Genomic DNA, 24,163 nt, shown 5'->3' with positions numbered 1-24,163 from the left:
TTTTTAAACATTGATCCGCAGCTAATCTAACTGGTGCATGACATGACGTTGACAGGCAAAAGCCTCAGAAAATTTCTCGCAGAATATAAGATCGTGGCGCTGCTGATTGTCGTCGCTTTGATCTGGGCATTCTTCGCCATCATGACTTACGATCCGGAAATGGGTCGGTCGCAGTTTCTGACGGCGCGCAATTTCTCCAATCTTCTGCGCCAGATGGCAATCACCGGCATGTTGGCCTCAGCCATGGTGTTCGTCATCGTGGCGGGTGAAATCGACCTTTCGGTGGGCGCTTTGCTGGGCCTGCTAGGCGGGGTAGCGGCGGTCCTCGATGTGGTCTATGGCTGGCCGCTGTGGGCCACGATCAGTACGGTTCTTTTGCTAGGGGTAGTCCTTGGCGGATTTAACGGCTGGCTGACCGCCTATCTCGGTATTCCGTCCTTCATTGTCACACTGGGCGGACAATTGGTGTTTCGCGGTATCGTGCTGGGCATTATGGGTGGTGTTACCATCGCGCCGATTTCGCCTGGGTTTAAATATATCGGTCAGGGCTATTTGCCGGGCTGGCTCGGCAATGTCTGTGCTATGGTGCTGTTTACAGTGCTGATCCTGATCACGCTCAGAACCCGTTCCAGCAAGCGCAAGCACAATCTGCAAACGCTGTCGCCGGCGATGGAAACCGCGCGTCTTCTGGGCACGGGTATTCTGATCCTTGGCTTTATCCTGATCCTCAACAGCTATCAGGGTGTGCCGGTTCCGGTTCTGGTGCTGCTGGTCATTCTCGGTGTCTTTACCGTCATTTCCCGTCAGACCGTTTTCGGGCGGCATATTTATGCGGTCGGCTCTAACCTTGAAGCCACGCGTTTTTCCGGCGTGAATGTGAACTTCGTCAAGATGGCCGTATTTGCGCTGATGGGACTGATGGCGGCTGTCGCAGGCCTCACCACGACTGCACGTCTTGCGGCTGGCACACCATCGGCAGGTTTTGGCGGTGAACTCGATGCCATCGCATCGTGCTTTATCGGCGGCACATCCATGCGTGGGGGCGTTGGATCGGTGATTGGTGCGCTGGTCGGAGCACTTATCATGTCGAGCCTCGACAATGGTATGTCGATGCTGGGCGTCGATACGTTCTGGCAGCAAATTATCAAGGGCAGCATTCTGGTGCTTGCGGTCTATCTCGATATCGTATCGTCAGGCACGCGGCGCGCTTGATGAGGGCGGGGGATGTCGCGCAAAACCTTCACTGGTTTTGCGCGACACGTTCTTAGTTTTTCTCGTCGCCGCATGTACGGCCAATGCTCAACAGCTGGTAGATAATCAGAGCGGCAAAAGTGGACGTGCCAATTCCACCCAGCGCGAAACTTCCAATGTTTACGGTGAAGTCACCGGCACCAAAGATGAGTGCTACGCCAACCGTGAAGAGATTGCGTGGATCTGCAAAGTTTACCTTGTTGACCACCCAGATGCGCGCCATTGCCGAAGCAATAAGACCGAAGACCGATACTGCCAGACCTGCCAGCACAGGGGCGGGGATTGTCTGCAGGATCGCACCAAACTTTGGCGACATGCCGAGCGCGATTGCCACGACAGCAGCGATCACAAAGATCAGCGTGGAATAAACTTTGGTCATTGCCATGACGCCAATGTTTTCAGCATAAGTGGTGACGCCTGTACCACCACCAGAACCGGAAATCATTGTGGCGATACCGTCACCCAGAAAGCCGCGGCCGATATAGCGGTCCATGTTCTGACCGGTGATGGAGCCAAGCGCTTTGATGTGACCAAGATTTTCAGCAACAAGCACGATGGCGACCGGCGCAATGAGTGTGATTGCAGGCCAGGTAAATACGGGTTTTGCGAAGGTTGGCAGGCCGAACCAAGGCGCCGCACTTACGGCTGCAAAGTTGATGCCTGGCACGAAACCCAGACCGTTGCCGAAAATTAGCACGAGGCAATAGCCGAACAGCAGCGCCAGCAAAACGGCAATGCGTTTGGTCGCAAGCGGACCATAGGCGGAAATCATCGCCATGCAGAGTACGGTCAGCATCGCAATGGTCATATGCGCGCCGGTGCCCTTGAGTTGACCAACGGCTACAGGGGCGAGGTTCAAACCGATTGCCACGCCAATCGCGCCGGTGACAGCCGGTGGCATGAGTTTTTCGACCCAGCCTGTACCCACTGCCATAACAATAAGCCCGATCACCGCATAAAGCGCGCCACAGGCGATGATGCCGCCAAGTGCAAGGCCGATGTTAGGATTGGGGCCGCTGCCGGAATAGCCGGTGACTGCAATCACCACCGCAATGAAAGCAAAGGACGAACCGAGATAGCTCGGCACGCGACCACCGGTCATCAGAAAGAACAGAAGCGTTCCAATGCCAGAGAAGAATACCGCAACATTCGGATCAAAGCCCATGAGCAAGGGAGCGACGATTGTGGAGCCGGACATGGCCAGCAAATGCTGGATGCCCATTGGTACGGCTGCTGCCGTTGGAAGCCGCTCATCGGGCAGCACGGTGCTGTTATTGGTTAGACGCCAATTCGGGAAATAGGACATGAACCCCTCATGATCAGATTTATCCAGAGGGACTTATCCGCAATCTGGTATGATCGCTAGCTTTTATGGGAAGAACAGTCGTTTTAACCAGTCATTTTTGACATAAGAAAAAGCCCTTGCAATTCGCAAGGGCCTTATCTTTTCAACATCAGAACTAAAACTTGTAGGCAATACCCATTCTAATTTCATTGGTGCGGAGGCGATTTGTCTCTTTCGCATTACCAAAATCAAGGCTTTCTGTTCGATTGCCAAAGTCTGTAAAGCGATACTCAACCCTCAATATGACATTGTCAGTAGCGGCATAATCGACGCCAGCACCGAGTGTATAACCTGCTCGCCAACTTTTCTGGCTATATTTGCCGTCGAAGTCTTCTTCCGGTTCTACGAATGTCGCTTTGGTACTCTGGTTGACCAATCCAAAAGCAACGCCACCCGTTACAAAAGGAAGAAAGCGATCAACTGCGTAGCCAGCACGGGCACGAACAGAGCCTGACCAATCGAGCGTTTCACTAAACTTCGCCGTACCGTAATCGTTCGTTACAGTTTGATTGCCTTTCATCCGAGTATAGACTGCATCTGCTTCAAGACCCAGTATGGCGTTCCCTCCCATATCGAAGTTGTAGCCCCCGTATACGCCACCCAGAAAACCCTTTGATTTGGGTGTTATAGTTGCCTGTACGCCCGGTATGCTTTCACCATCTTCGTCCACGAATGGAGAAGAAGACACGCTGTTCTTTGGGTTTGCCCAGCCATAACCAACCTGACCGCCAAGATAACCACCTGCCCAGCTAAACGGAGCTACAACAGGTGTTGGCTCGAACGATGAGACGACATCGGCAGCGTAAGCAGAGGAGAATGGAACTGTCGAGAGAAGTGACAATGCAATAATAGTCTTAATTTTCATAGTTACCCCAATAAAGTATTCAATGAGGCCTCAATAATGTATTGTATTATAATTAAAAATAGCAAATATTAGCTAGCTATCTATTTTATTGCATATTTTTTAGAATAAAATAATGTATTGAATATTCAGGATGGCAAGTCATTTGCCATCCTGCAGTCGCGATTTTAGTTCACAGTTTGCAATATTGAATTGCTGTCAGATGCGATGCTTCTATTTGTATCAATCGCAGGCGAAACTTTATTGGCGAAATATATGTAGTGAAAAGCGTCAGTCCTTCCGCCGATCAAGCAAATGTCTTGCCTGCTCCAATGCCAACTTAACTTGCTGAGCTTTTTCTCAAACTCGAGCGAAGCATTGGCCGACCAGAAACTCGCGATGCCTGTTGGCGTTAATGCGCGTTTGATAGCCGTCAAGCCGCAGCCGTCATAGATCGCATTGTTTTCACTTCTGACCAGAAACTCCGGTCCATTATCAGTATCCATCAAGATTAGATCATATGTGGACTCATGCTGCCGTAATGTCTCCATAACGTCGCCAATGTGAATTTTCACCCGATTATCCTGAAGTGGAAAACATGCTAGAGAACCAATCACGGAACGGTTCCAGTCGACGATTTCAGGTACAAATTCGCAAACCGTCACCTCAGTATCGTTGGGCAAATAGTTGAGGGCAGCACGAAGTGTAAAGCCCATGCCAAGCCCGCCAATGAGAACTTTTTTCGGTGTGCGGCCCAGTAGCCTCAACGACCTTTCAGCGAGTATTGTTTCTGATTGGAAATTAATGTTCGACATCAACTCGATGCCGTTATAACGAATTTCGTAGATATCGTTTCTTCGGCGCAATAGTATTTCGTCGCCAGCATTATTGCTGGCGCGTGCCAATTCGGTCCAGATTGACATAATAAATCCCAAACGTTGACGCTGCCGGTCACCCAGCAGGACTTTTCGCATTCATTGTGAAAGGGATTGGGGTCGCTGCGGGATTAAACGCGCAGCAACCCAATGGCATCGTCCGATCTGGCATCCATTATAAGAGGAAAGGCAGACTCATCATTCGACACACCAAGCAAAAGCAGTATTTTTCGAAAGTTGATCGTCATATCCTCAGGCAGAGTTAATTATCGCAATGGATCGGTGAGTTACTGTCTCTAGGAAATGGTGGGGCTTTTTGCAAGCTTATCATGCTGATGACATTAAAGGTTGAGCTGGCTTGCCTGCTGACGCGAGCTGCGTGAAGCTGACGTATCCCAATTTTCTCTAAGTCGTATTATGGACAATGGACGCAGCGGGAAGGCAGCGCTTCTGGACTATTCACGTTGTCGGCGGTCAACTTCCTTCGAGTAATGATAAGCTCAATGCCAAAAAATTTGTGGCAAGCGCACAGAACGTCAATTGTCTGCGTTCACTAGCCGAATTGGTACTCTGGTAATGGAGAGCACTCAATAAGTGAGATAACTTCTGGAGAGAAGCTGCTAAGTTAGAGGACCAATAACCAGGATCCCTATTTCAGCATTACACGCAGCAATGCCTCGATGATCGAATGCTTGTATCGAATGTAGAGCCTTGGTATTCCATAGGGATCATCATCTGGCTTGGAACTCCTGCTTACAGTCGCAACCGCGCTCTTATATCCGGCGTCTTGTACCATTTCTCGATGGATCGGTTTGTTCCCACCATACGGATAACAAAAATTGGTTACCTCGCTACCGAGCATATCCTCTAATGCGCGTTTGGATTCTGCAATTTGACGGCGCGCTTCGATTTCAGGCGTTTCCGGTAAAAGCACATGATCGAGTGTATGAGCTCCGACTTCGTGACCTAAGTCTGCCCATTCGCGCAATTGGGATACGCTCATGCAGGCTGTGTTGGGTATGCCTTCTTTGCTGTCCCAAACGTTGCTCCCACCGATCTGGTTTGAAACAAAATAGTTCGTGGCTGTAAAGCCGCAGTCGGCGAGAACCGGAGCTGCATTCTCGAGTGTGTTCAAGAATCCGTCGTCGAACGTTATCACGACCACTTTGCCTTGCTTTTCTCCTCGCAAGTAAGGCCAAGCATCGCGAACAGAAAGACCTTTATAGCCAAGAAATTTTAGCGCCCGCATTTGCTTTCGAAAACTATCGGGGTGCACAAAAAGCCCTTGATAAGGTGCTTTTCTTTCGGGCAGCGCTGCTATCTGATGATAGAGAAGTACGGGAACCGACATAAAACCTCGATTGTACAAAATTTCTTTCCGTGGCAAATGTAGCCACACATTCAATAGGTTCAAACTTTATGAAGAGCTATATTGTCAATCTTGATCGTGCGCCAGAACGTATGACACGCATGGCGCAAATTTTAAGATCCCAAGCTATCGAATTTGAACGATTTTCAGCAATTGATGGGCGAACTTTTACCCCAACCGACATTGAGAATTATAGGAAACAGCGCCAGCAAGGTAAGCCCATGACGACTGGCGAAATTGCTTGCGCTGAGTCTCACTTGGCTATTTTCAGGATGATCGTAGAGCGCGAAGACGATTATGCTGTTGTCATGGAAGATGATTTGCATTTGTCCGCTGATGCTGGACGTTTTCTCAATTCGGCGGATTGGATTCCACATGGAGCGGAACTCATCAAGCTCGAAACTGTCGGTGAACCGACGATTATAAAAACCAAAACTATTAGTCTCGATAATGATCGAAAACTGGTACAGCTAGCCCATAAACACTGGGGGTCCGGGGCCTATGTAATTAGTAGGGATGCCGCGCGCAGAGTCCTTAGAGATTATGTGGCCGGGCTAACACCGATCGATGACTACCTGTTTGACCCCACTGTAAATGATTTTAAGCTTTGGCAAATGTGTCCCGCGATTGCCGTACAGGATATCATTCTCATAAATGGTGCCACACCAGAGATAAGCTATTTGGCGAGCGAAATTGAAGACGGGCGCAAGGATGCGTTAAATTCCAAAAGTAAAAAAGTTGGATTTTTTGCGGTAGTAAAACGTGAGACGCTTCGTTTCGTGCGCAAAACACGTCGTCGGATATACACCTTTTGGGGCATCCGCATATCTCGTAAAATTAAGCGCACGGTTATTATGTTCAAGGTTTAGTTTCGCACCTTCTTGGAACGAATTAATTTTAAGCACCTGCCTTCGGCTGGCTTTTTTAAAGATACGACATAATGAGCCGCGGGCACGTTGCGGGACTGGTTGGTCTTAAGGTGTTTAGGATACGATCCCGGTGCGGTACATTTTCCAAACTGTCGACGATATGCCCGGCCCTTCAGGCTTGGGTGCAACTGGCCCGTCTGTTCTCAACTTCACACATCCGCAGAGCGGACCTTCACGGTCTGATAGCTTGGCTATTTCTCTTTCTTACCTTGATCATAATGCCATTTGATGGCGAAGAACATACCCGTGCCTAACACGAGAACCTTGAATGTAACGAAGACTACAATGAACCAATCCATCTGAATATTTCCAGGCTGCTATCTATTATGAGGGGTATTACCTCAAAATTGCTGATTCAACAGCTTCAAATTTTGTTGAACCTATAATGCAGCCACAGTCGCGGGACTTTCTTGCCAAAAGAAAAGCCCCGGGGCAGCCGGTGGCTGTTCCGAGGCTACGCCTGATCGATTGTCACACCTCACCGACGCCCAAGCATCATCTCACATTCTGTTTCGACGGCAAGGTTCTTTCCATTCAAAGCTTTGAGATGGTAGCTTTTTGAGAAAGCGGTTATCGCACTTCAAGAACCTCGCCGCTCCGCCTGTCGATGACTACGCGCATATCGTTGTCGCGGCGATCAATGCCGCGGATAACATAAACGCCTCGACGACGAGACACGCTTTCTACTTCATCCATTCCTTCGTCGCGAGCAATTCGCGTTGCGCGACGCTCACTTATTTCGTCGCGATCAGAACGGCGATCACGTTCCATTTGGCGGTTCCCATCAGGATTTACTCGGATACCGTTTGGACCCAGCTCGATACTTTGCGCATTTACTGAAACTGTGAAGGCGAAAGCCGAAATAGCCACCGCTGCGATTGCTGCAAACTTGTACATGGCACATATCCAATCTTGGTTTCGCGCCCGCCATTGAACCGAACACATTCAACTGCAGGTGGTTCCGGATGTTGCGGTCAACTCAGCTAACACGCAAAATATCTCGTGAACTATGTGCCACCCTTGCCACAGACATTCAAAGTAACCATTCAATGAACCGGATATGCGTCTTTCAAATGCGATGGGTACCAAAGATTCGACCGTCATTTGAGGTGACCTTTTTGTCGACAGGAAAATCAATGGCACGGCATATCAAGGCACCAGGGCTTTCACTGAACCAAGTAGCGGGAATGTCTCACAACAATTTTTAATAAAAGTTCATTCCTGTTTGGCCATTGCTAACTAAAGCGCCAGTTGCAGGAGTTCCAAAGAATGGTGAAGCTAAATTTGTAACGGTTATGTCCAAGTATAAAACCTTAAACGCTTCCTTGTTAAAGCCTTATCTGAAGCTCTGCTCATTTACGGAGATCGCCGCAAATTATTGGCGATGCTTCTTATGCATATTACTGGGAGAGATGAGCATGTTGTATGGATTTGCCGGGGTTTTTTGTAAGTATTTGTAATTACAGGGAATCCATTTGCGGCAAAACGTGGCATGAAAACGGCTCTTCACAGAGTGTTTAATTTATCTAAATCGTTGATCTTATTGAAGAAAGTTTTGGCCGGGGAACCTGGATTCGAACCAGGACTAACGGAGTCAGGGCCCCAGCCAGTCTATTGATATATATAGATCATTTTCTAAAATGAAGCATTCCACGCCCTTTGTGAATCAATGGTTTAGCTGCGAAATGCAAACCAATTTACAGCAGTTTCATCCGATTGGTTAATGTCTAAATGCTTGTTTAACTCGGGTTGATTGAACCTCAACTAACGACTTCTAAGTGGACATTCGAGCTCGTCGGACTTCAGGACTTCAGGAGCCCGAGATCGATCAGGCTCTGAGCGGAGGCGATGATTGCTTCTTCGCGTGAGCGTGGCTTCCAGCCCAGCAGCCGCTCGGCCTTCTTGCCGCTCGCGTTCATGTCGTAGCCGAGCAGGGATGCCGGCATTTTAAGCGCGGGGTTCGTCTCTGCCATTTTGCGCACCTGGTTGTCAGGCAAAACCGTGGTCGATACCTTGTCGGCGGCCTTGCCGAGGCGATCCTTCAACAATTGTGCTATCTCGACCATCAGCATCGCTTCGCCCACGGTAGCAAGGAATCTCTGGCCCTTGGCGGCCGGGTCTCTCATGGCACGCAAATGCAGGTCGGCAACGTCTCGGACATCGACACAGCAGGAATTGACATTGAGGCAACCGGGCTGACCTTCCAACATGTTGGTGATGAGCCGAATTGAGTGCGAATAGTCTGCTCCCAGCGCCGGGCCATAGACAGCGGTCGGGTTCACTGCCGCCAATTCCAGCCCGCTGCCTTCCTTCTCGATGAAATCCCACGAAGCAAGCTCGGCCAGCGTTTTCGAGATTTGGTACGGCGCGACATTGCCATCCAGATTGCTCCAGTCGGTTTCGTCGAAAGGACGGCGATGGTCTGGCCCGTGGCCGACGCCAATGGCACCGAAGGCAGATGTCAGCACGACGCGCTTCATGCCGGCATCGCGGGCCGCGCGCAACACTCGCAGATTGCCGTTTACGGCAGGCTGCACCCAATCCTCCAATTTGACTTGGTCGCCCGACGGCGTCGGCGATGCGCCATGCATGGCGTAGCTACAACCATCGGCAGCTTCGGCCCAGCCAATGTCGCTGGAGAGGTCGGCTACCACGAAACTCAGGCGATCGCCAGCATCGACGCCGCCAACTTTGAGGTGCTCGCGAACCTCGGCTTCGCGCCCGAGCGAACGCACGGTCGTACGCACTTTGTATCCGGCGTTGAGTAGCGCAATCATGCAATATTGCGCGATGAAGCCAGTGCCGCCGGTCACGAGTACAGTTTCGCCAGCCATGTTGTCTTCCTTCTGATTAATTGGTTGATGAGAGGGTACGGCCGCGCCCCTGGACTGTAAATGCTTGAAAGTCCGTATTGCTTGCGCGATAGTACGGAAATGAGCATTGATCCCTTTTCCGATATTCTGCGGCTGACCAGCGCCGAGGCGGTCATGACTGGCGGGTTCAGCGCCGGCTGCGACGACTGGGCAATCAGCTTTCCCGCCAAGGACAAGATCAAGTTCTTTGCCATTGTGACGGGAAGTTGTTGGTTGCTTCTCGAAGGAGAACCGGAACCGATCTTGTTCGAGACAGGCGATGTTGGTCTGCTTGCGGCGCGGCGGTCTTTTGTGGTGACGAACCGTCCCGGCGTTGGACCTATCGATGCAATGAGCCTGTTTTCCGCGCCGGATTGTACGACAGTCAAGCTCGGTAAAGGCGATGCATTTTCCTATATCGGCGGCCATGTGACGGTTGATCCAACGCGCGGCCGGCTGCTGTCAGAAATCCTGCCCGTGTGGATCCATTCACGCGCAGCGGCGCCGGAGACGGCGACCTTCCGTTGGCTGATTGACAGACTGGTGGTCGAAAAGGATACAGCGCTGCATGGTTCGCAGCTTGCCTCGGCGCAGCTCACGCAACTGCTATTCATTCAGATATTACGCTCGCATTTGAACTCATCGAGCCACATGCCCCCAGGCTGGCTGCGGGCGCTGGCCGATCCGCGTGTCGCGCCGGCGTTGCGCCTTATGCATAGTCACCCAGACCGCTCATGGCATTTGGAGGAACTCGCCCGTTCATGCGCGATGTCGCGGACGTCTTTCGCACTCCATTTCCGCAACGTCGCTGGCGTCGCCCCGCTGACGTATCTGACCGAATGGCGCATGCGGCTGGCCGAACGCGCGCTTCGCGAAGAAAAGACGCCCGTAGCAAGCGTTGCCCGGTCGCTTGGCTACACATCCGAAAGTGCGTTCAGCAATGCCTTCAAGCGTATCATCGGAATCTCGCCGACGGCCTACCGTACATCGCTGAATGTGCCTGGGATGCAGGTCACCTAAGATGATTGAGAGATAAGGCTAAGTCTGGGAGCCTTTGTCCGCTTTCCGCCTATTTTCAGTCACGGTCAGATCGATGAAATAATGCTACGCAAAAGCGGTGGCAAGCAACTGATGCCAAAAGGTTTGGAAAATGTACCGTTGTTCTGAGATAACACGATAACAAAAACAGTGAGTTATACGGATAAAAAATTGTGGTTTGCACATTTTACAAACCGAAACAGCTCAAGATCTAGTCTAAAATCTGGAAAAACCTAATGAAATCGAATGGCTGGGGAACCTGGATTCGAACCAGGACTAACGGAGTCAGAGTCCGTGGGTCTACCGTTAACCTATTCCCCAGCAGGGTCACGTATCAGTGTTGTTTCTGAGGCGTGATTTCGACGGAAGCTGTTGCTTCGTTCGTCGGTGGCCACCATCTAGCGAACTCAAACGATGAGCGCAAGCCCTTCTTTTAAAAAATGTGGCAAATTCTGCTATTTCTTTGTTGCGCCCGAAAAGTATTGGCTTTGCATCGCAAATTGCCAAGTGCGCGCATAAAAAAAGCCCGGCAGCAGAGGTGCGGCCGGGCAAGGAGCAGGCTGGCCGAGAGGGGACCCGGCCTGTGAAGGTGGCGCCTGCCAGATGTCAATCAACAGATGTGGCGGGTCGCCTCCACGCGCAAGCGTGCATCTGCAAGGGCGGCCAGAACGCGCGTCGGATCTTCCGCGCTGCGTTTGTGAACAGCCGTGTAGAGGTCTCCACTCTGAAGCCCGATATCCTTGAGCAAGTAACTATCGAGTTCATTGAGATGAAGCACATGGCGCCGGTTTCGGAATAGCGTCCAGCGACGCATAACCGACGTAAACACGGATTTTACCACTTGCTTGAGCACGGAGGTCAGTGTGCTCGAAGCCGGTAAATGTGTCATGGTGGTCTTGCTTATCGCTGTCATTGCCGCTCTCCTTTAAGCGCGCTTCGTCAAATTGTTTCTATCGTCAGGTCATTCGCTTTCGCGTCTCCATTCTCTGCGACACCGGCTTTATCCAATAATGGAATTGATTGTTCCAACGAATGTTTTTAATGTAACAGTTCAATAATAGTGATGGATGGTTTTGATGAGTGCGCCTTTGGATCTGGACCAGTTGCAGACCTTCATTGCCATTGCCGATACAGGTAGTTTCACCAAAGCGGCGGACGCTGTTTTTAAAACACAATCTGCGGTTTCCATGCAGATGCGCCGCCTTGAGGAACGTATCGGAAAGTCACTCTTTGAACGTGATGGACGCATCAATCGCCTGACCGAAGACGGCGAAAGGCTGCTGCTTTATGCGCGCCGCATGTTGTTACTGAATGGCGAAACCATCGCGGCCTTTGATGATACGCAACTGGAAGGCCATGTGCGTATCGGCACGCCCGACGATTATGCAGATCGGTTTCTGCCTGAAATCATGGCACGTTTTGCGCGGTCTAACCCGCGTGTCGAACTTTCGGTTGTTTGCGAGCCGACAGTTAATCTTGATGAAATGATCCGTCGTGGAACGCTCGACATCGCTCTTGTGACGCAGTGCGATGATAAGCGCCGGTCTGAAGTTGTGCGCACCGAGCCGCTTTTGTGGGTGACGTCGGCCAATCACGCGGTACATGAAGAAGCGGTGCTTCCGCTCGCTGTCGGACGACCGACTTGCATCTGGCGCCACGCAGCGATCGATGTTCTGGAACAGGTAGAACGCGATTACAGGATTATTATTACGAGCTGGTCTGCGACTGTTTTGGCAGCAGCCGTTCTTTCGGGGCTTGCGGTTTCGGTCTTGCCGGAGTGTGCGCTACGGCCTGGAATGCGTGTTTTGGGTGAAGCGGATGGCTTTGGCACCCTGCTGGAATTTGGCATTGGCATCATGCGTGGACATACCAAGCAGAACGCGATTGTTGACGCGCTGGCGCAGCATATCATTGAAAGTCTTGATAATATCTCATCGCCGGCACCGGCTGCACTTTCTTCGGCTGAAATTGCAGCCTTTCCGTCCATTCGGACGCGGCGCGTGCGCAGCAACGAATTGTTGCCTGGCTGGTGATGGTGCATAAGATACAGGGTGACGTCTTGACCAGTTGACCGGAGGGGGTCGCTGGGTGCCTATGATGGGATGAGCATGGGTTCCGATTCTATACCAAGCGGTACCGCTTCAAATGTAGCGGAATACAGCGTTTCCGAGATTTCCGGCGCTTTGAAGCGTACGGTCGAGGATACGTTTTCGCATGTGCGCGTGCGCGGCGAGATTTCCGGCTATCGTGGTCCGCATTCGTCGGGGCATGCCTATTTTGCATTGAAGGATGACCGGTCGCGGCTTGAGGCTGTGATTTGGCGTGGATCGATGGGGCGTTTACGCTTCCGCCCTGAAGAGGGGATGGAAGTCATTGCTACGGGCAAACTGACGACTTATCCGGGCTCTTCCAAATATCAAATCGTCATCGAACAGATGGAGCCTGCGGGCGCTGGCGCGCTGATGGCACTGCTTGAAGAGCGCAAGCGCAGGCTGGCCGCCGAAGGCCTGTTTGATCCGGCGGCCAAGCAACTATTGCCTTTCATGCCGCGGGTTATTGGTGTTGTCACATCGCCAACAGGGGCGGTAATCCGCGATATTATTCACCGCATTTCGGATCGTTATCCGCTGCACGTGATTGTCTGGCCGGTGCGTGTGCAGGGCGAGACAAGCGGAGCGGAAGTGGCTGCAGCGGTGGAAGGTTTCAACGCGCTGACTGATGACGGCGCGATTACTCGTCCCGATGTGTTGATTGTGGCGCGTGGCGGGGGCAGTCTTGAAGACCTCTGGGGCTTCAATGATGAGATTGTCGTGCGGGCTGTTGCGGCTTCGCATATTCCGGTGATTTCGGCTGTCGGCCATGAAACGGATTGGACGCTGATTGATCTGGCTGCCGATGTGCGCGCGCCAACGCCGACTGGTGCGGCTGAAATGGCTGTGCCGGTCAAAGCCGATCTGGTTGCAACTGTTGCAACGCAATCGGCGCGTCTGGCGTCTGCCATGTCGCGGTTTATTGACCTGAAGCGTCAGGCGCATCGTGCGGCGAGCCGGGCATTGCCTTCGGCCGATCAGTTGCTGGCATTGCCACGGCGCCGTTTTGATGAAGCCGCTTCGCGGCTAACGCGGGCCTTGTTTGTGAATACACAAAAGAAGCGTGTTCATTTTGAGGGTCGCGCACGTCAGTTGTCGCCGCGCTTGCTGCAACGTGGGTTCGAGGAACAGAAGCGTCACATGAAGCTGCTCGGACAACGCCTGCCGCGTGCGCTTGAAGCGTTTTTGCGCGAACGCCGTACCTTGTTTGCAAGACGTTCCGACCGGCTGACGCCAGAGCCTTTATTACGGCGTACGACACTTGCGAAAAGCGCAATCGAACAACTTGATCGACGTCGTGATCAGGCGATTAATATCCTGTTTGAGCGCACAAAAAGGCGTGGTCAGGAATTGGAACGCCTGATGCGGACACTGTCTTATGAAAGTGTTCTTGATCGCGGCTTTGCGGTTGTTTTTGATGCCGATGGAAAGCCGGTCAAACTGGCCGCAAGTGTTTCTGAGGGCGACGCTTTATCGATCCGCTTCCGTGATGGAGATGTTTCGGCAATGGCGGGACATGGTCCTGAGACAGCATCACCGAAAGGCGCGACGCGCAAGGCGCCATCGTCTGGTCCAGGCGGCCAGGGATCGTTATTTTAGCAACACAGGCCCTTTGATCGCTTCATCATCACTCAAGATAACGCGTAAGTTGCAGATTACGTTGTTTTCTTAAGGCTCACTTAAGTTTGGTCTCTTCTTTCTCGGCACACATTCGCTGACATGCATTCGTAGTGGGAAGGCATGTGGCTTCAAGTCGTGCAAATGAAAGAGTTTTTGGATGTCGCGTAAATTTTCTGAAGGCAGTGGTGTGCCGCTGCTGCCCAAGGGTGTCACAAGCCGCCGTGCATTTCTGATCGGTGCGAGTGCTGTCGCACTTTCGGGTTGCGTTTCAACGGCCCAGCAGGCCACGCCTGCTAAAGTTGCTGCCGCGCCTGCACCGGTGCGCGCCGTGCCGCCAATGTATGAGGCAATGCCCTATGAGCAGTTTCCGCTCCCTGCGGTGAATGTTGCCAAAGTCGATCCGAAATTCTGGCGGCAGGAAGTCGATTATCCGACCAGTGAGAAGGTCGGCACCGTCATAGTCGATACGCCGAACAAATATCTCTATCATGTGCGCAGCAATGGCCGCGCCATGCGTTACGGCATCGGTGTAGGGCGCGATGGTTTCTCGTGGGCAGGGCGAGCGATTATTGCTTATAAGCGTCAGTGGCCACGCTGGACGCCGCCGGATGAAATGGTTGCGCGCCAGCCTGCGCTTCAACCTTATAGCATTGCCAATGGCGGTATGCCTCCGGGCCTGAAGAATCCGCTTGGTGCCCGCGCGCTATATATCCACAAGGATGGGCGAGACACGATCTATCGTCTTCACGGCTCGTCGGAAGAATGGAGCATCGGCAAGGCGGTATCGTCGGGCTGTATCCGACTGCTCAATCAGGATGTCATCGACCTTTACAACAACGTGCGCGATGGCAGTACGATTGTCGTTATCCCTGATCCGAGCAAGGGAACGCAGGTTTCTGCTTAACGAACAAAAGGCGCGGATTTCCGCGCCTTTTGCTTATTTGAAGTGAGTCTAGCGCATTCCGAAAACCGCTTCGCACTTTTCGGAATGCGCGTTAAATACCTGTTTCTTTGCAGACCACCACACGCCAGCCGTCCGGGTCCTCATAGGTGAAACTGCGGTTGAGCCAATATGGATTTTCTGGCTCCACAGGCGCATAGCCTCCATCCTGCATCCGTTTGTTCAAACGATCATAAGCCGCCTCGTCGGTTATATAAATCACCAGCAGATTATCCTCCGACGGAGCCCGGCAAGGACTGCCTGCTTCATGTTCGGTGAATTCAAGATGCACACTCTTTCCGGGTAGGCCCAGCATGATACCATTATATCCGGCGTGTGCTTCAAAGGCACCAAGTTGCGGCAGCCCAAGACCATCACGATAGAAAGCGACCACTTCATTGAATTTATCCGTTGGTCGGGCAAAGCGGATTTGCACAGGGACAGCCCCTTCGCCAAGAGTGAATGATTGTTGGGTTGATTGAGTATTCATTTCGCGTTCCTTTGGTTTTAGCGCTGTCCGGATGCGGCCAGTGCCTGCATTCCGCGCCATAGGGATGGCCCCTGCATGACGATGACGCCAATGGCGACGAGCAGGACGCCGATCATCCGGGATGGCGTGATTTCTTTTGATACAAATCCCATGATGCCGAAATAATCGATCAGCACAGAGGCGATCAGTTGCCCGGCAATCACCGCAGTCATGAAACCGGCTGCGCCAAGCTTTGGTGCAAGCAGAATGGCGGCGGTGATATAAAGCACGCCCGCAACCCCGCCGATCCATATCCATTTAGGCTGTCCCGAAAGACCGGTGAAAGTGGGTAGGGACACTTTCATAGCCAGCAAAACCGGCAGCACGCAGATGATGCTGACAATCAGCGAAACGATAGTTGCCCAAAGTGGGTGGCCAAGCGCTCGGCCAAGAGCCGCATTGGCACCGGCCTGAAATGGCACCACCGCACCGGCGATGAGGGCAGCGACGAGAAATGTAAGTGATCCCTGAGCCTGCATGGAAGGTCCTTTCGTCTATTCCTTTAGCTCCGATCTAGTTATATGTTTGGTGAATGTGAAATTCAGATTGTCGAGACATATATGCATCAGACGAATAATCTAAGAAATGTTGATCTAAATTTGCTCGTCATTCTGGATGTGCTTCTGACGGAGCGGCACGTCTCCCGTGCGGCTATACGGCTCAATATGAGCCAGCCAGCAGTCAGCCACGCGCTGGCGCGTCTGCGCGATCTGCTTGATGATCCACTACTTGTCCGTGAAGGCGCGGGGCTGGTACCAACGCTCAAGGCAATGGAAATTGCAAAGCCGCTGACGGAGGTTCTGACGGGTGTTCGCGCGGTACTTGGGCCGCAGGGATTTGACCGGGCAACAACACAGTATCGCTTTCATCTTTCCATGTCGGATTATGGCGGCAGTATCCTGCTGCCGGGGTTGGTGCGCGAATTGCGGAAGGACGCACCGGGGATAGATCTTGCGGTCAGTCAATTCAGTCGCGAAGGCATGATCGCGCGCATTCTGGATGGCGAGATTGATCTGGGCTTTGGTGTCTTTCCGCATCTGCCAGCGCAAATTGCAGCAGATATCATCATGCAAGACGAATATGTCTGTCTGCTTGATCGCCGAAGTCTTAAAGGTCGCGAATTCGACATTGAGACTTATTTCGCACGCCCTCATGCATTGGTGGCGGTGCGTGGAGATGCAACAACGGAGATCGATGAAAGCTTGAGGCTTGCAGGGCATACACGGCACATTGCCGTGGTGGTTCCGCATTGGGGCGTGGCACCACAGCTGATTGCCGACACAGACCTCATCTTGACCATCGCGCGGGGCGGGCTCAAGAACCTGCCGCCGGATGATAATCTGGTTGTCCTGCCTGCGCCTGTGGCCCTGCCACCAATACCTTTTGTGCAGATATGGCATAAGCGCCGGGAAAGTGACCCGGCGCATCGCTGGTTACGGTCGAAGATTAGCTCGACTGATTTGAAGGCTTAGTAAGCGTATTCAAGGAAGATCGGTTCGACCGAGCCTGCCCAAACGCTGTTATAGGCTTTGAGCATACGTTCGGCATCGGTGATACCTGCTGCGACGATTTCTTCGAGCGGTGCTAAGAAATGGGTTTCGTCAAAGCCGTCGCCATTGAGCTGCTTGCGGTTCAGAAGACCAAGACGGGAAATCTCCAGCGTCTTGCGTGCAATCTGCGCCACCGGCTTGCCGCGGAATGATGCATTCAGAGCTTTTGCAGGCACATCGTTGCGTAGCGCCAGAACCTCTTCATAGGTCCAGTCTTTGGTCAGATCTTCGGCGGCGCTGAGTGCTTCGTCGTCATATAGCAGACCAACCCAGTAAGCGGGCAGAGCGCAGATGCGACGCCATGGACCACCATCAGCGCCACGCATTTCGAGGAAGCGCTTGAGACGCACTTCAGGGAACAGCGTAGAAAGATGATTGGTCCAATCGCCCATATTTGGAACCGGATCGCTGACTTCGCCCTTCAATGCGCCATTCATGAACTGGCGGAAGGTGACATGCGTGCAGTCGTGATAACGACCGTCGCGCAGGATGAAGTACATCGGAACGTCGAGCGCCCATTCGACATAATCGATGAAGCCGAAGTTTTCCGAAAAGACGAAAGGCAAAACGCCCGACCGCTGGTTGTCGGTGTCGCGCCAGATGTTGGAGCGCCAGGACAGAAGATTGTTCGGCTTGCCTTCGGTGAAAGGTGAGCTGGAGAAAAGCGCTGTCGCAATCGACTGGAGCTTCATCGAGACCTGCATCTTGCGGCGCATATCGGTTTCGGAGCTAAAGTCGAGATTAACCTGAACGGTCGAGGTGCGGTACATCATGTCGAGGCCTTCATGCCCGACTTTCGGCATGTAGTTGCTCATGATCTTATAGCGCGATTTCGGCATGACCGGCGTCTCAGCCAGCGTCCATTTAGGGCTGCCGCCAAGGCCAAGGAAACGAATGCCGAGCGGCTCCGCGATTTCGCGTACCTGCGAGAGATGTGCATTCACTTCGCGGCACGTCTGGTGGATGGACGAAAGCGGCGCGCCAGACAGCTCGAACTGGCCACCCGGTTCAAGCGAAATCGCACCCTGTCCGGTTGGCTCAACGAGGCCAATAATATTGCCTTCATCGATGATCGGCTCCCAGCCAAGCTTGGCCTTCATGCCTTCGAGAATGGCCTTGATTCCGCTGGGACCTTCGTAGGGAACAGGGCTGTTATCCGCGACGTAGAAAGGAAATTTCTCGTGTTCGGTGCCGATGCGCCACGCATCCTTCGGTTTGCTACCTTCGGCAAGATAGGCTGCGAGTTCTTCAACACCGGTCAGTGCTGTTTCATCGGTCGTGTCGCGCGCCATTTATAGTGTCCCTAGTCGAATTTCTCTTTGTCAGCGTGATTGGACAAATTTGTCAAATCACGCAAGTCAATTTCATTGATGATTGGATTTTCTTAAAATCATGCTCATGTTCTCCAGTCGCCCAATATCGCTTGCACGAGCGTAAGCGCCGCAACGGCCGCCGTATCAGCACGCAGAATGCGAGGGCCGAGCGGTATCGCTGTGACGAAAGGCAGGCTGCGCAATTGCTGGCGCTCGCCTTCCGAAAACCCGCCTTCTGGCCCGATTAGCACCGCATAAGGGCCGGGCCTAAGACTGCTCAAAAGGGTCAGTGGATCATCGGTCTCATGGCCTTCATCGCAGAAGATGAGGCGTCGCGACTGATCCCACTGCTCAAGAAAGCGGTCAAAACGTATCGCGTCGCGACATTCGGGGATGGCAAGCACGCCGCATTGTTCGGCGGCTTCAATCGCATTGGCTTTGATGCGGTCGGTGCCAAGCTTGGGAACTTGCGTATGTTGTGTGACGACGGGCTGCAGAACGCCAGCGCCCATTTCCACGGCTTTTTGCACCATATAATCAAGTCGACCCTGTTTTAGTGGTGCAAAGCAATAGATCAGATCACAAGGGGCTGGCTGTGCGCGGGTTTGCTCGACTGCTTCCAGAAAGAGCCGCTTCTTGCCTTCGGGGCGCAGTCTGACCTTCCATTCGCCATCCTGTCCATTAAAGGCGAGAACTACATCACCTTCCTTCAAACGAAGCACATGCGTAAGATAATGGGCGGCCTGCGTCGGCGCTTCCACACTTACGCCGTCGCCAAGGTCCGTCTCGATATAAATTCGTTGCATTTTATAATTTGCGCGCATGATCGCATCGATGGCAGAGGCGCAGGCCAATGGTCAAGCTTTTTGGTTGTATTGTACAAACCGAGTATGTGCTCACACGATTTTTTGATGGGATGAAGATACAAGTTGCAATGAACTAGATTGTATCCATATAGATATGAAGCTATCTATTTGAATGGAATTTAAGTGATGAAACAGGCTTGGGTCGAATTTGCACCGCTGCTCTCCGCTAATGCGCGAGGGTGGCGTAAAGCTTTTGATGCAGCAATGGCAGAGCATAGTCTTTCTGATGCTAAAGCCATACCGCTCATGACGCTCCTGCGGCACGGTGACTGCATTCCGCAGGGTGTGCTGGCGGAAAGAGTTGGCATTGAAGGCGCAACGATTGTCCGTGTCGTAGACGAGCTGGAGAAGGAAAACCTGATCCGCCGCATCGCCGATGATACGGACCGCCGGGTGAAGCTCATTCAGCTGACCGACGAAGGGCGGACGCTTGCGTCAAAAGTCGACAAGACTGCAGCTCGTCTGCGCGCTGCATTTTTGGGTGATCTCGATCCAGAAGCTGTCGATGTAGCAATCGATGTGCTGCGCCGTCTCAGCGAAAAATTCCAGAACCAGTCTTCCTGATCGGGAAGGCTTTGCATGAAATCTGATTGATATTTGTAACTTGTAATACCGATGATGAAGCCCGTTGAAACATCGCCGCGCTTTTGGGACGTGGTCTTCTCGCTGAAGACCTTTGCGGCAGCAATGCTTGCATTGTGGATCGCCCTGATGGCTAACCTGCCCAATCCTTATTGGTCGGTTGCGGCTGTCTATATTGTGGCGCATCCGCTTTCTGGTGCCACGACTTCCAAAGGCTTTTATCGGCTGATCGGCACGATCATTGGTGGCGCTGTTACGATTTTATTCGTCCCGCATCTGGTCAATTCGCCTGAGATTCTGACATTGGCCATCGGTCTGTGGATGGGGCTTTGTCTGGCGATCAGCCTGCTCGATGGAACGCCGCGCAGTTATCTTTTCATGCTGGCTGGCTATACCGTAGCTATTGCGAGCTTTGCGGTGGTTTCGGTTCCTGAAACCACGTTTGATTATGCGGTGGGCCGCGTTGAAGAAATTGCGATCGGCATCATCTGTGCGGCGGTGGTCAACCGACTGGTATTCCCACGCCATAGCGGTCCGGTCCTTATGGCTCGTATCGACAATTGGTTGCGCGATGGTTCCAAGCTTGCACTTGAGACATTACGCGGAGAGGGCGATAGCCCGGAATTTCGCCGTGATCGTCAGCGGCTTGCAGCCGACGCGTTGGAGCTGCGCAATCTGACGACGCATGTGGCTTATGATACGTCATCGATCCGCAATGTCGGAACACTTCTGCATGTTCTTCAGCAGCGCATGGTGGCCGTTTTACCGATCATTTCGAGCCTGCATGACGTCTTGGTTCTCAAGCCCGGTGAAGGGCAAAAGCCATGGCATCCGGCGGTGCAGAAATTGTTGGATGAAGCCTGCGACTGGATCGAAAGCGGAGAGAACCTCACCGAGCAGCGCCGTGCAGTTTTGCTGAGCTATATCGATGAGATCGACCGGTTTGGCAAAGACGCCCACACTTGGGGCGAACTGCTGCCATTCAATGTTGCAGCACGCGTGAGAGATCTGGTGCAGATCTGGAGCGACTGTATTACGCTGCGTCAGGACATCGTTTCCGGCTCCCGTCATTCGCTTCGCTGGCGTCGTTATGATGCCCATCTGAAAAGCCGCCCGCAGCACAGAGATTATGGCATGGCCATTCTTTCGGGCTTTGGCGCATTCGTATCGACCGGTGTTGCAACTGCATTCTGGATTGCTACCGGTTGGTCGCAGGGCAGTGCGGCTGCGATGATGGCTGGTATCTTCTGCTGTATCTTTGCAGCGATGGATGATCCGGTTCCGGTCATGCGCAAGTTCGGCTGGTTGCTGCTGATCGTAATTGTTGCAGCCTTCGTTTTTGAGTTTGCACTTCTGCCGCTGGTTGATGGCTTCTTCCCGCTGGTGCTGGTCCTGGGCCTGTTTCTCGTCCCCGCAGGATTGCTCTTGGCAATCCCATCGCAATTCCTGCTTGGCATGGTGCTTTGCGTGAACTTGCCAAACATGCTGATGCTGCAAGGCCATCTCACGCATGATTTTGTAAGCTTTGCCAATGCCAATCTAGCGACTGTTCTGGGTATTGTGATTGCAGCGGTCGTAACGTCGATTGTTCGTTCGGTGGGTGCTGAATGGACAGTGCAGCGTCTGGTTAAAGCAGGCTGGAATGATCTTGCTCTTGCAACTGAACGCAAGCCGGGTCGCCATCGTCGTCAGCGCATGAACCGCTTGCTGCTCAGAATGATTGATCGCATCGGCATGATGACGCCGCGACTGGCTCTGATCCCGTCAGCGGATATCGCCAAGGTCGATCTGCTGCGTGATCTGCGCAATGGTATGAATACGATCGATCTCCAGCAATATCGGACGAAGCTGCCTGAACCTTGCCGTGAAGCAGTCGATAGGGTGCTCGACGGCATTGGTGCTCACTATCGCGCGCTTCTGCGCAACAAGAAGGCTGAAACGCGTATCGATATTGACGAGCGGCTTCTTGCGGCCATCGATCACGCTATCGCGGTGATCATTGATCATGGATCGCCAGCAATCGCCAAAAGACCACGTCTGGCGCTGGTCGCCCTGCGCTTCAACCTCTTCCCGAAGGCGCCGCCTTTCCAGTTGCCGCCACAGCCGCAACTGGAACTGCCGCAGGCTGCCTGAGACACGTTCACAGAATGGAAATTTTAGAGTCATGAGACCGGAATTCGACATCTATGGAATCTATCTGCCGAGCCTCGCGGTTCTGGCACTGGGCGCCTATTTCGCGAACTCGTTGATGCAGCGATTGCTCGCACGCGCCCGTTTTTACCGTTTTGTATGGCACAGGCCTCTTTTTGATGCCGCCATGTACTTCTGCATTCTTGGCGCAAGCGCCGTCATCGTAAATGGAATACCACTATGAAGAAGCTTTTTGCACATTCGGGCCGGGTCTTCCTAACCCTCGTCATGGTCACAATGGCAGGGCTTCTCGGCTGGCATCTCTGGGATTATTATATGAACGCGCCGTGGACACGCGACGGCAAGATCCGCGCCGATGTGGTGCGTCTTGCTCCCGATGTTTCGGGTCTGGTGAGCGAGGTTCTGGTGCACGACAATCAAGACATCAAACAGGGTGACGTGATTTTCCGCATCGATCAGGCACGCTACAAGCTTGCATTGCAGCAGGCAGAAGCAAAGCTTGCCAGCAGCAAGGCTGCACTCGATATGGCCAATCGTGATCTTACCCGCTATCGCAAGCTGAATGACACCACGGTTACGCAGCAGAAGATGGAGCAGATCGAGACCACGACGATGCAGGCCGAGGCCACCTATCGTCTGGCCGAACTCGACCATGATCTCGCATCGCTCAATCTGGAACGTTCGTCTGTCAAGGCGCCTGTAAATGGTGTCATCACCAATTTCTCGCTTCAGCCTGGCGATTATGTAACTACCGGTTCCGCAGTCACGGCGCTGGTCGATACGGACTCGTTTTACGTCTCGGGTTACTTTGAGGAAAACAAGCTTGAACGCATTAATATCGGCGATCCGGTTGTGATCGACGTGATGGGCAGCAAACTGAAGCTTAAGGGGCAGGTCGAGGGTATCGCTGGCGGTATCGAAGATCGTGAACGCAGCGATTCAACAAGCCTTCTGGCCAATGTTTCACCGACATTTAACTGGGTGCGCCTGGCGCAGCGCGTTCCTGTGCGTGTGAAGCTCGAAGATGTGCCGCAGGGTGTTCATCTTGTTGCAGGCCGCACCGTCAGCGTGTCTGTGGTCAATTGATCAATCGAACAAACCAATCAAGTGAAAGCCCGGCTTGTTGTCCGGGCTTTTTTTATGGTAGCTCTTTTTACCGCGGTTCCAGTTCAGAATGAATCGTTGGAACCGCTGTAACTGTTTGTTTTTGCGCATTATCCGACGCAAAGCCGCTTCGCACTTTTGCTGGAAATGCTATAAGCAAAAGCTTGGGGTCTGAGAAATGAGCGTGTTGGTCGTTCAGAATTATCCCGATTCAGGACTGGGGCAGATTGAGCCGATCCTGATTGAAGCGGGGCATACAATCGATGTCAGGCATGCCTATAATCGCGATACGCTTCCCGCGGATGACAGTGAGCATGAGGCCCTGATCGTGCTTGGTGGCGAGCAGAACGCGCTTGCCGACGGCGATTATCCTTATTTCCCTGATCTGCTCAATCTTATTCGGGCCTTTGGCGATAAAGACAAGGCTGTGCTTGGTATCTGTCTTGGCAGTCAGCTCGTCGCACGCGCCTATGGTGGCGAAAATATCCTTGACCGCCCGATGGAATTTGGCTGGCATGAGGTACGGCTGACGGAGCAGGGGCAGAGCGATCCTGTCCTGTCTGCGGCAGGTTCAGCTTTCCCTATTTTCCACTGGCACCGGGATACATTTTCCTTGCCGGAGGATGCCATTCATATGGCGGTCAGCGATATGACCGCTCATCAGGCCTATCGCATCGGGCGTGCAACTTATGGCACGCAGTTTCATTTTGAGGCCGACACCAAACTGGTCGTTGAATGGAGTGAAACGCTCAGCGATATGATCGCCGAATTTGATTCTAAGTGGGCGACAGAGCTTCCGGTTAATCTCCGGCAATCGGGCGTTGTAGCTGACAAGGCTGGGGCCGCTTTGGCGCGCGCCTGGGCCAGTCTTATCGATAGCAATCGCTAAAAAGTTGCCTGCAAACAACACTCTGAGCT

Annotated in this window: 23 protein-coding genes and 1 tRNA gene; 12 read left to right on the top strand and 12 right to left on the bottom strand. The window is 52.7% G+C overall.

The features are described 5' to 3' along the window. Positions 1-42 precede the first annotated feature (42 nt). The gene (locus RT142_RS17505) at positions 43-1,212 is read left to right on the top strand and encodes a sugar ABC transporter permease (protein ID WP_064321206.1); all 1,170 of its coding nucleotides are present in this window, start codon (positions 43-45) and stop codon (positions 1,210-1,212) included. A 52-nt stretch (positions 1,213-1,264) separates the two neighbouring features. On the opposite strand, the gene RT142_RS17500 is transcribed toward RT142_RS17505, so the two are convergent. From RT142_RS17500 to RT142_RS17485, 4 genes are all read right to left on the bottom strand, one after another. Continuing rightward, positions 1,265-2,557, bottom strand: a complete 1,293-nt coding sequence (locus RT142_RS17500) for a solute carrier family 23 protein (protein ID WP_113159784.1) — start codon at positions 2,555-2,557, stop codon at positions 1,265-1,267. Positions 2,558-2,711: 154 nt separating this feature from the next. After that, a complete protein-coding gene (locus tag RT142_RS17495) occupies positions 2,712-3,461 on the bottom strand; it encodes an outer membrane protein (RefSeq protein ID WP_113159785.1) in 750 nt (249 codons plus the stop codon). Positions 3,462-3,625: 164 nt separating this feature from the next. Continuing rightward, positions 3,626-4,360, bottom strand: coding sequence for a spermidine synthase (locus RT142_RS17490; protein ID WP_113159813.1), 735 nt, complete (start codon positions 4,358-4,360; stop codon positions 3,626-3,628). A gap of 601 nt (positions 4,361-4,961) precedes the next feature. Further along, positions 4,962-5,663: a polysaccharide deacetylase family protein gene (locus RT142_RS17485; RefSeq protein ID WP_007877832.1), complete on the bottom strand. Its 702-nt coding sequence runs from the start codon at positions 5,661-5,663 to the stop codon at positions 4,962-4,964. A 68-nt stretch (positions 5,664-5,731) separates the two neighbouring features. Here RT142_RS17485 and RT142_RS17480 point away from each other — a divergent pair, with 68 nt between their 5' ends. After that, complete coding sequence (locus RT142_RS17480; RefSeq protein WP_200636325.1) at positions 5,732-6,550, top strand: glycosyltransferase family 25 protein; 819 nt, start codon at positions 5,732-5,734, stop codon at positions 6,548-6,550. A gap of 630 nt (positions 6,551-7,180) precedes the next feature. Here the strand turns inward: RT142_RS17480 and RT142_RS17475 are convergent. Further along, positions 7,181-7,507: a PepSY domain-containing protein gene (locus RT142_RS17475; RefSeq protein ID WP_313030260.1), complete on the bottom strand. Its 327-nt coding sequence runs from the start codon at positions 7,505-7,507 to the stop codon at positions 7,181-7,183. Positions 7,508-8,412: 905 nt separating this feature from the next. Continuing rightward, the gene (locus RT142_RS17470; protein WP_039860474.1) at positions 8,413-9,444 is read right to left on the bottom strand and encodes an SDR family oxidoreductase; all 1,032 of its coding nucleotides are present in this window, start codon (positions 9,442-9,444) and stop codon (positions 8,413-8,415) included. 99 nt (positions 9,445-9,543) lie between these two features. Here RT142_RS17470 and RT142_RS17465 point away from each other — a divergent pair, with 99 nt between their 5' ends. Beyond that, positions 9,544-10,482, top strand: a complete 939-nt coding sequence (locus RT142_RS17465) for an AraC family transcriptional regulator (RefSeq protein ID WP_313030256.1) — start codon at positions 9,544-9,546, stop codon at positions 10,480-10,482. Positions 10,483-10,747: 265 nt separating this feature from the next. Here the strand turns inward: RT142_RS17465 and RT142_RS17460 are convergent. Next, positions 10,748-10,821 (bottom strand) — tRNA-Gln (locus tag RT142_RS17460). A gap of 289 nt (positions 10,822-11,110) precedes the next feature. After that, positions 11,111-11,413, bottom strand: a complete 303-nt coding sequence (locus RT142_RS17455; RefSeq protein WP_007877979.1) for a DUF1127 domain-containing protein — start codon at positions 11,411-11,413, stop codon at positions 11,111-11,113. A 163-nt stretch (positions 11,414-11,576) separates the two neighbouring features. Here RT142_RS17455 and RT142_RS17450 point away from each other — a divergent pair, with 163 nt between their 5' ends. The 3 genes from RT142_RS17450 (at position 11,577) to RT142_RS17440 (ending at position 15,114) form a co-directional block, all read left to right on the top strand. After that, a complete protein-coding gene (locus RT142_RS17450; protein ID WP_313030252.1) occupies positions 11,577-12,533 on the top strand; it encodes a LysR substrate-binding domain-containing protein in 957 nt (318 codons plus the stop codon). 75 nt (positions 12,534-12,608) lie between these two features. Next, on the top strand, positions 12,609-14,189 hold the full coding sequence (gene xseA / locus RT142_RS17445) for an exodeoxyribonuclease VII large subunit (RefSeq protein ID WP_313030250.1): 1,581 nt from the start codon (positions 12,609-12,611) through the stop codon (positions 14,187-14,189). 178 nt (positions 14,190-14,367) lie between these two features. Next, entirely contained in the window at positions 14,368-15,114 is a 747-nt protein-coding gene (locus tag RT142_RS17440) for a L,D-transpeptidase (protein ID WP_007877982.1), read from the top strand. Between the two features lie 91 nt (positions 15,115-15,205). On the opposite strand, the gene RT142_RS17435 is transcribed toward RT142_RS17440, so the two are convergent. Together RT142_RS17435 and RT142_RS17430 are read right to left on the bottom strand one after the other, a co-directional pair. After that, the gene (locus RT142_RS17435) at positions 15,206-15,640 is read right to left on the bottom strand and encodes a VOC family protein (RefSeq protein ID WP_051063966.1); all 435 of its coding nucleotides are present in this window, start codon (positions 15,638-15,640) and stop codon (positions 15,206-15,208) included. 17 nt (positions 15,641-15,657) lie between these two features. Further along, on the bottom strand, positions 15,658-16,158 hold the full coding sequence (locus RT142_RS17430; RefSeq protein WP_313030245.1) for a DMT family transporter: 501 nt from the start codon (positions 16,156-16,158) through the stop codon (positions 15,658-15,660). Between the two features lie 81 nt (positions 16,159-16,239). On the opposite strand from RT142_RS17430, the gene RT142_RS17425 reads away from it, so the two are divergent. Beyond that, positions 16,240-17,151 carry a LysR family transcriptional regulator gene (locus RT142_RS17425; RefSeq protein WP_313030241.1) on the top strand — a complete coding sequence of 304 codons (912 nt, stop codon included), beginning with the start codon at positions 16,240-16,242 and terminating at the stop codon, positions 17,149-17,151. On the opposite strand, the gene RT142_RS17420 is transcribed toward RT142_RS17425, so the two are convergent. Both RT142_RS17420 and RT142_RS17415 read right to left on the bottom strand, forming a co-directional pair. Beyond that, positions 17,148-18,521, bottom strand: a complete 1,374-nt coding sequence (locus RT142_RS17420; protein WP_313030239.1) for a glutamate--cysteine ligase — start codon at positions 18,519-18,521, stop codon at positions 17,148-17,150. The genes RT142_RS17425 and RT142_RS17420 overlap by 4 nt on opposite strands. Positions 18,522-18,625: 104 nt before the next feature. Continuing rightward, a complete protein-coding gene (locus RT142_RS17415; RefSeq protein ID WP_313030237.1) occupies positions 18,626-19,366 on the bottom strand; it encodes a 16S rRNA (uracil(1498)-N(3))-methyltransferase in 741 nt (246 codons plus the stop codon). A 168-nt stretch (positions 19,367-19,534) separates the two neighbouring features. Between RT142_RS17415 and RT142_RS17410 the strand changes: the two genes are divergently transcribed. The 5 genes from RT142_RS17410 to RT142_RS17390 all read left to right on the top strand — a co-directional run bounded on the left by RT142_RS17410 (position 19,535) and on the right by RT142_RS17390 (position 24,134). Continuing rightward, positions 19,535-19,972 carry a MarR family winged helix-turn-helix transcriptional regulator gene (locus tag RT142_RS17410; protein WP_007877992.1) on the top strand — a complete coding sequence of 146 codons (438 nt, stop codon included), beginning with the start codon at positions 19,535-19,537 and terminating at the stop codon, positions 19,970-19,972. 51 nt (positions 19,973-20,023) lie between these two features. Continuing rightward, positions 20,024-22,123: an FUSC family protein gene (locus tag RT142_RS17405; protein ID WP_113159571.1), complete on the top strand. Its 2,100-nt coding sequence runs from the start codon at positions 20,024-20,026 to the stop codon at positions 22,121-22,123. 31 nt (positions 22,124-22,154) lie between these two features. After that, a complete protein-coding gene (locus tag RT142_RS17400; RefSeq protein WP_007877994.1) occupies positions 22,155-22,364 on the top strand; it encodes a DUF1656 domain-containing protein in 210 nt (69 codons plus the stop codon). Then, positions 22,361-23,227, top strand: coding sequence for an HlyD family secretion protein (locus RT142_RS17395; RefSeq protein ID WP_313030234.1), 867 nt, complete (start codon positions 22,361-22,363; stop codon positions 23,225-23,227). The genes RT142_RS17400 and RT142_RS17395 overlap by 4 nt, the downstream gene beginning before the upstream one ends. A gap of 196 nt (positions 23,228-23,423) precedes the next feature. Beyond that, entirely contained in the window at positions 23,424-24,134 is a 711-nt protein-coding gene (locus RT142_RS17390) for a type 1 glutamine amidotransferase (protein WP_105519967.1), read from the top strand. Positions 24,135-24,163: the final 29 nt, after the last annotated feature.

This window comes from Brucella sp. (genome assembly GCF_032066345.1).
Taxonomy (GTDB): Bacteria; Pseudomonadota; Alphaproteobacteria; order Rhizobiales; family Rhizobiaceae; genus Brucella; species Brucella pseudogrignonensis.
Note: the sequence above shows the minus strand (reverse complement) of the source record. Positions and strands in the feature narration are given on the sequence as shown.

Coding starts and splice junctions, on each gene's coding strand:
- RT142_RS17390 (WP_105519967.1), top strand. CDS start 23,424: ATGAGCGTGTTGGTCGTTCAGAATTATCCCGATTCAGGACTGGGGCAG.
- xseA (WP_313030250.1), top strand. CDS start 12,609: ATGGGTTCCGATTCTATACCAAGCGGTACCGCTTCAAATGTAGCGGAA.
- RT142_RS17425 (WP_313030241.1), top strand. CDS start 16,240: ATGCATCAGACGAATAATCTAAGAAATGTTGATCTAAATTTGCTCGTC.
- RT142_RS17490 (WP_113159813.1), bottom strand. CDS start 4,360: ATGTCAATCTGGACCGAATTGGCACGCGCCAGCAATAATGCTGGCGAC.
- RT142_RS17420 (WP_313030239.1), bottom strand. CDS start 18,521: ATGGCGCGCGACACGACCGATGAAACAGCACTGACCGGTGTTGAAGAA.
- RT142_RS17470 (WP_039860474.1), bottom strand. CDS start 9,444: ATGGCTGGCGAAACTGTACTCGTGACCGGCGGCACTGGCTTCATCGCG.
- RT142_RS17405 (WP_113159571.1), top strand. CDS start 20,024: ATGATGAAGCCCGTTGAAACATCGCCGCGCTTTTGGGACGTGGTCTTC.
- RT142_RS17465 (WP_313030256.1), top strand. CDS start 9,544: ATGAGCATTGATCCCTTTTCCGATATTCTGCGGCTGACCAGCGCCGAG.
- RT142_RS17410 (WP_007877992.1), top strand. CDS start 19,535: ATGAAACAGGCTTGGGTCGAATTTGCACCGCTGCTCTCCGCTAATGCG.
- RT142_RS17435 (WP_051063966.1), bottom strand. CDS start 15,640: ATGAATACTCAATCAACCCAACAATCATTCACTCTTGGCGAAGGGGCT.
- RT142_RS17480 (WP_200636325.1), top strand. CDS start 5,732: ATGAAGAGCTATATTGTCAATCTTGATCGTGCGCCAGAACGTATGACA.
- RT142_RS17475 (WP_313030260.1), bottom strand. CDS start 7,507: ATGTACAAGTTTGCAGCAATCGCAGCGGTGGCTATTTCGGCTTTCGCC.
- RT142_RS17455 (WP_007877979.1), bottom strand. CDS start 11,413: ATGACAGCGATAAGCAAGACCACCATGACACATTTACCGGCTTCGAGC.
- RT142_RS17440 (WP_007877982.1), top strand. CDS start 14,368: ATGTCGCGTAAATTTTCTGAAGGCAGTGGTGTGCCGCTGCTGCCCAAG.
- RT142_RS17495 (WP_113159785.1), bottom strand. CDS start 3,461: ATGAAAATTAAGACTATTATTGCATTGTCACTTCTCTCGACAGTTCCA.
- RT142_RS17505 (WP_064321206.1), top strand. CDS start 43: ATGACGTTGACAGGCAAAAGCCTCAGAAAATTTCTCGCAGAATATAAG.
- RT142_RS17450 (WP_313030252.1), top strand. CDS start 11,577: ATGAGTGCGCCTTTGGATCTGGACCAGTTGCAGACCTTCATTGCCATT.
- RT142_RS17415 (WP_313030237.1), bottom strand. CDS start 19,366: ATGCGCGCAAATTATAAAATGCAACGAATTTATATCGAGACGGACCTT.
- RT142_RS17485 (WP_007877832.1), bottom strand. CDS start 5,663: ATGTCGGTTCCCGTACTTCTCTATCATCAGATAGCAGCGCTGCCCGAA.
- RT142_RS17500 (WP_113159784.1), bottom strand. CDS start 2,557: ATGTCCTATTTCCCGAATTGGCGTCTAACCAATAACAGCACCGTGCTG.
- RT142_RS17430 (WP_313030245.1), bottom strand. CDS start 16,158: ATGCAGGCTCAGGGATCACTTACATTTCTCGTCGCTGCCCTCATCGCC.
- RT142_RS17400 (WP_007877994.1), top strand. CDS start 22,155: ATGAGACCGGAATTCGACATCTATGGAATCTATCTGCCGAGCCTCGCG.
- RT142_RS17395 (WP_313030234.1), top strand. CDS start 22,361: ATGAAGAAGCTTTTTGCACATTCGGGCCGGGTCTTCCTAACCCTCGTC.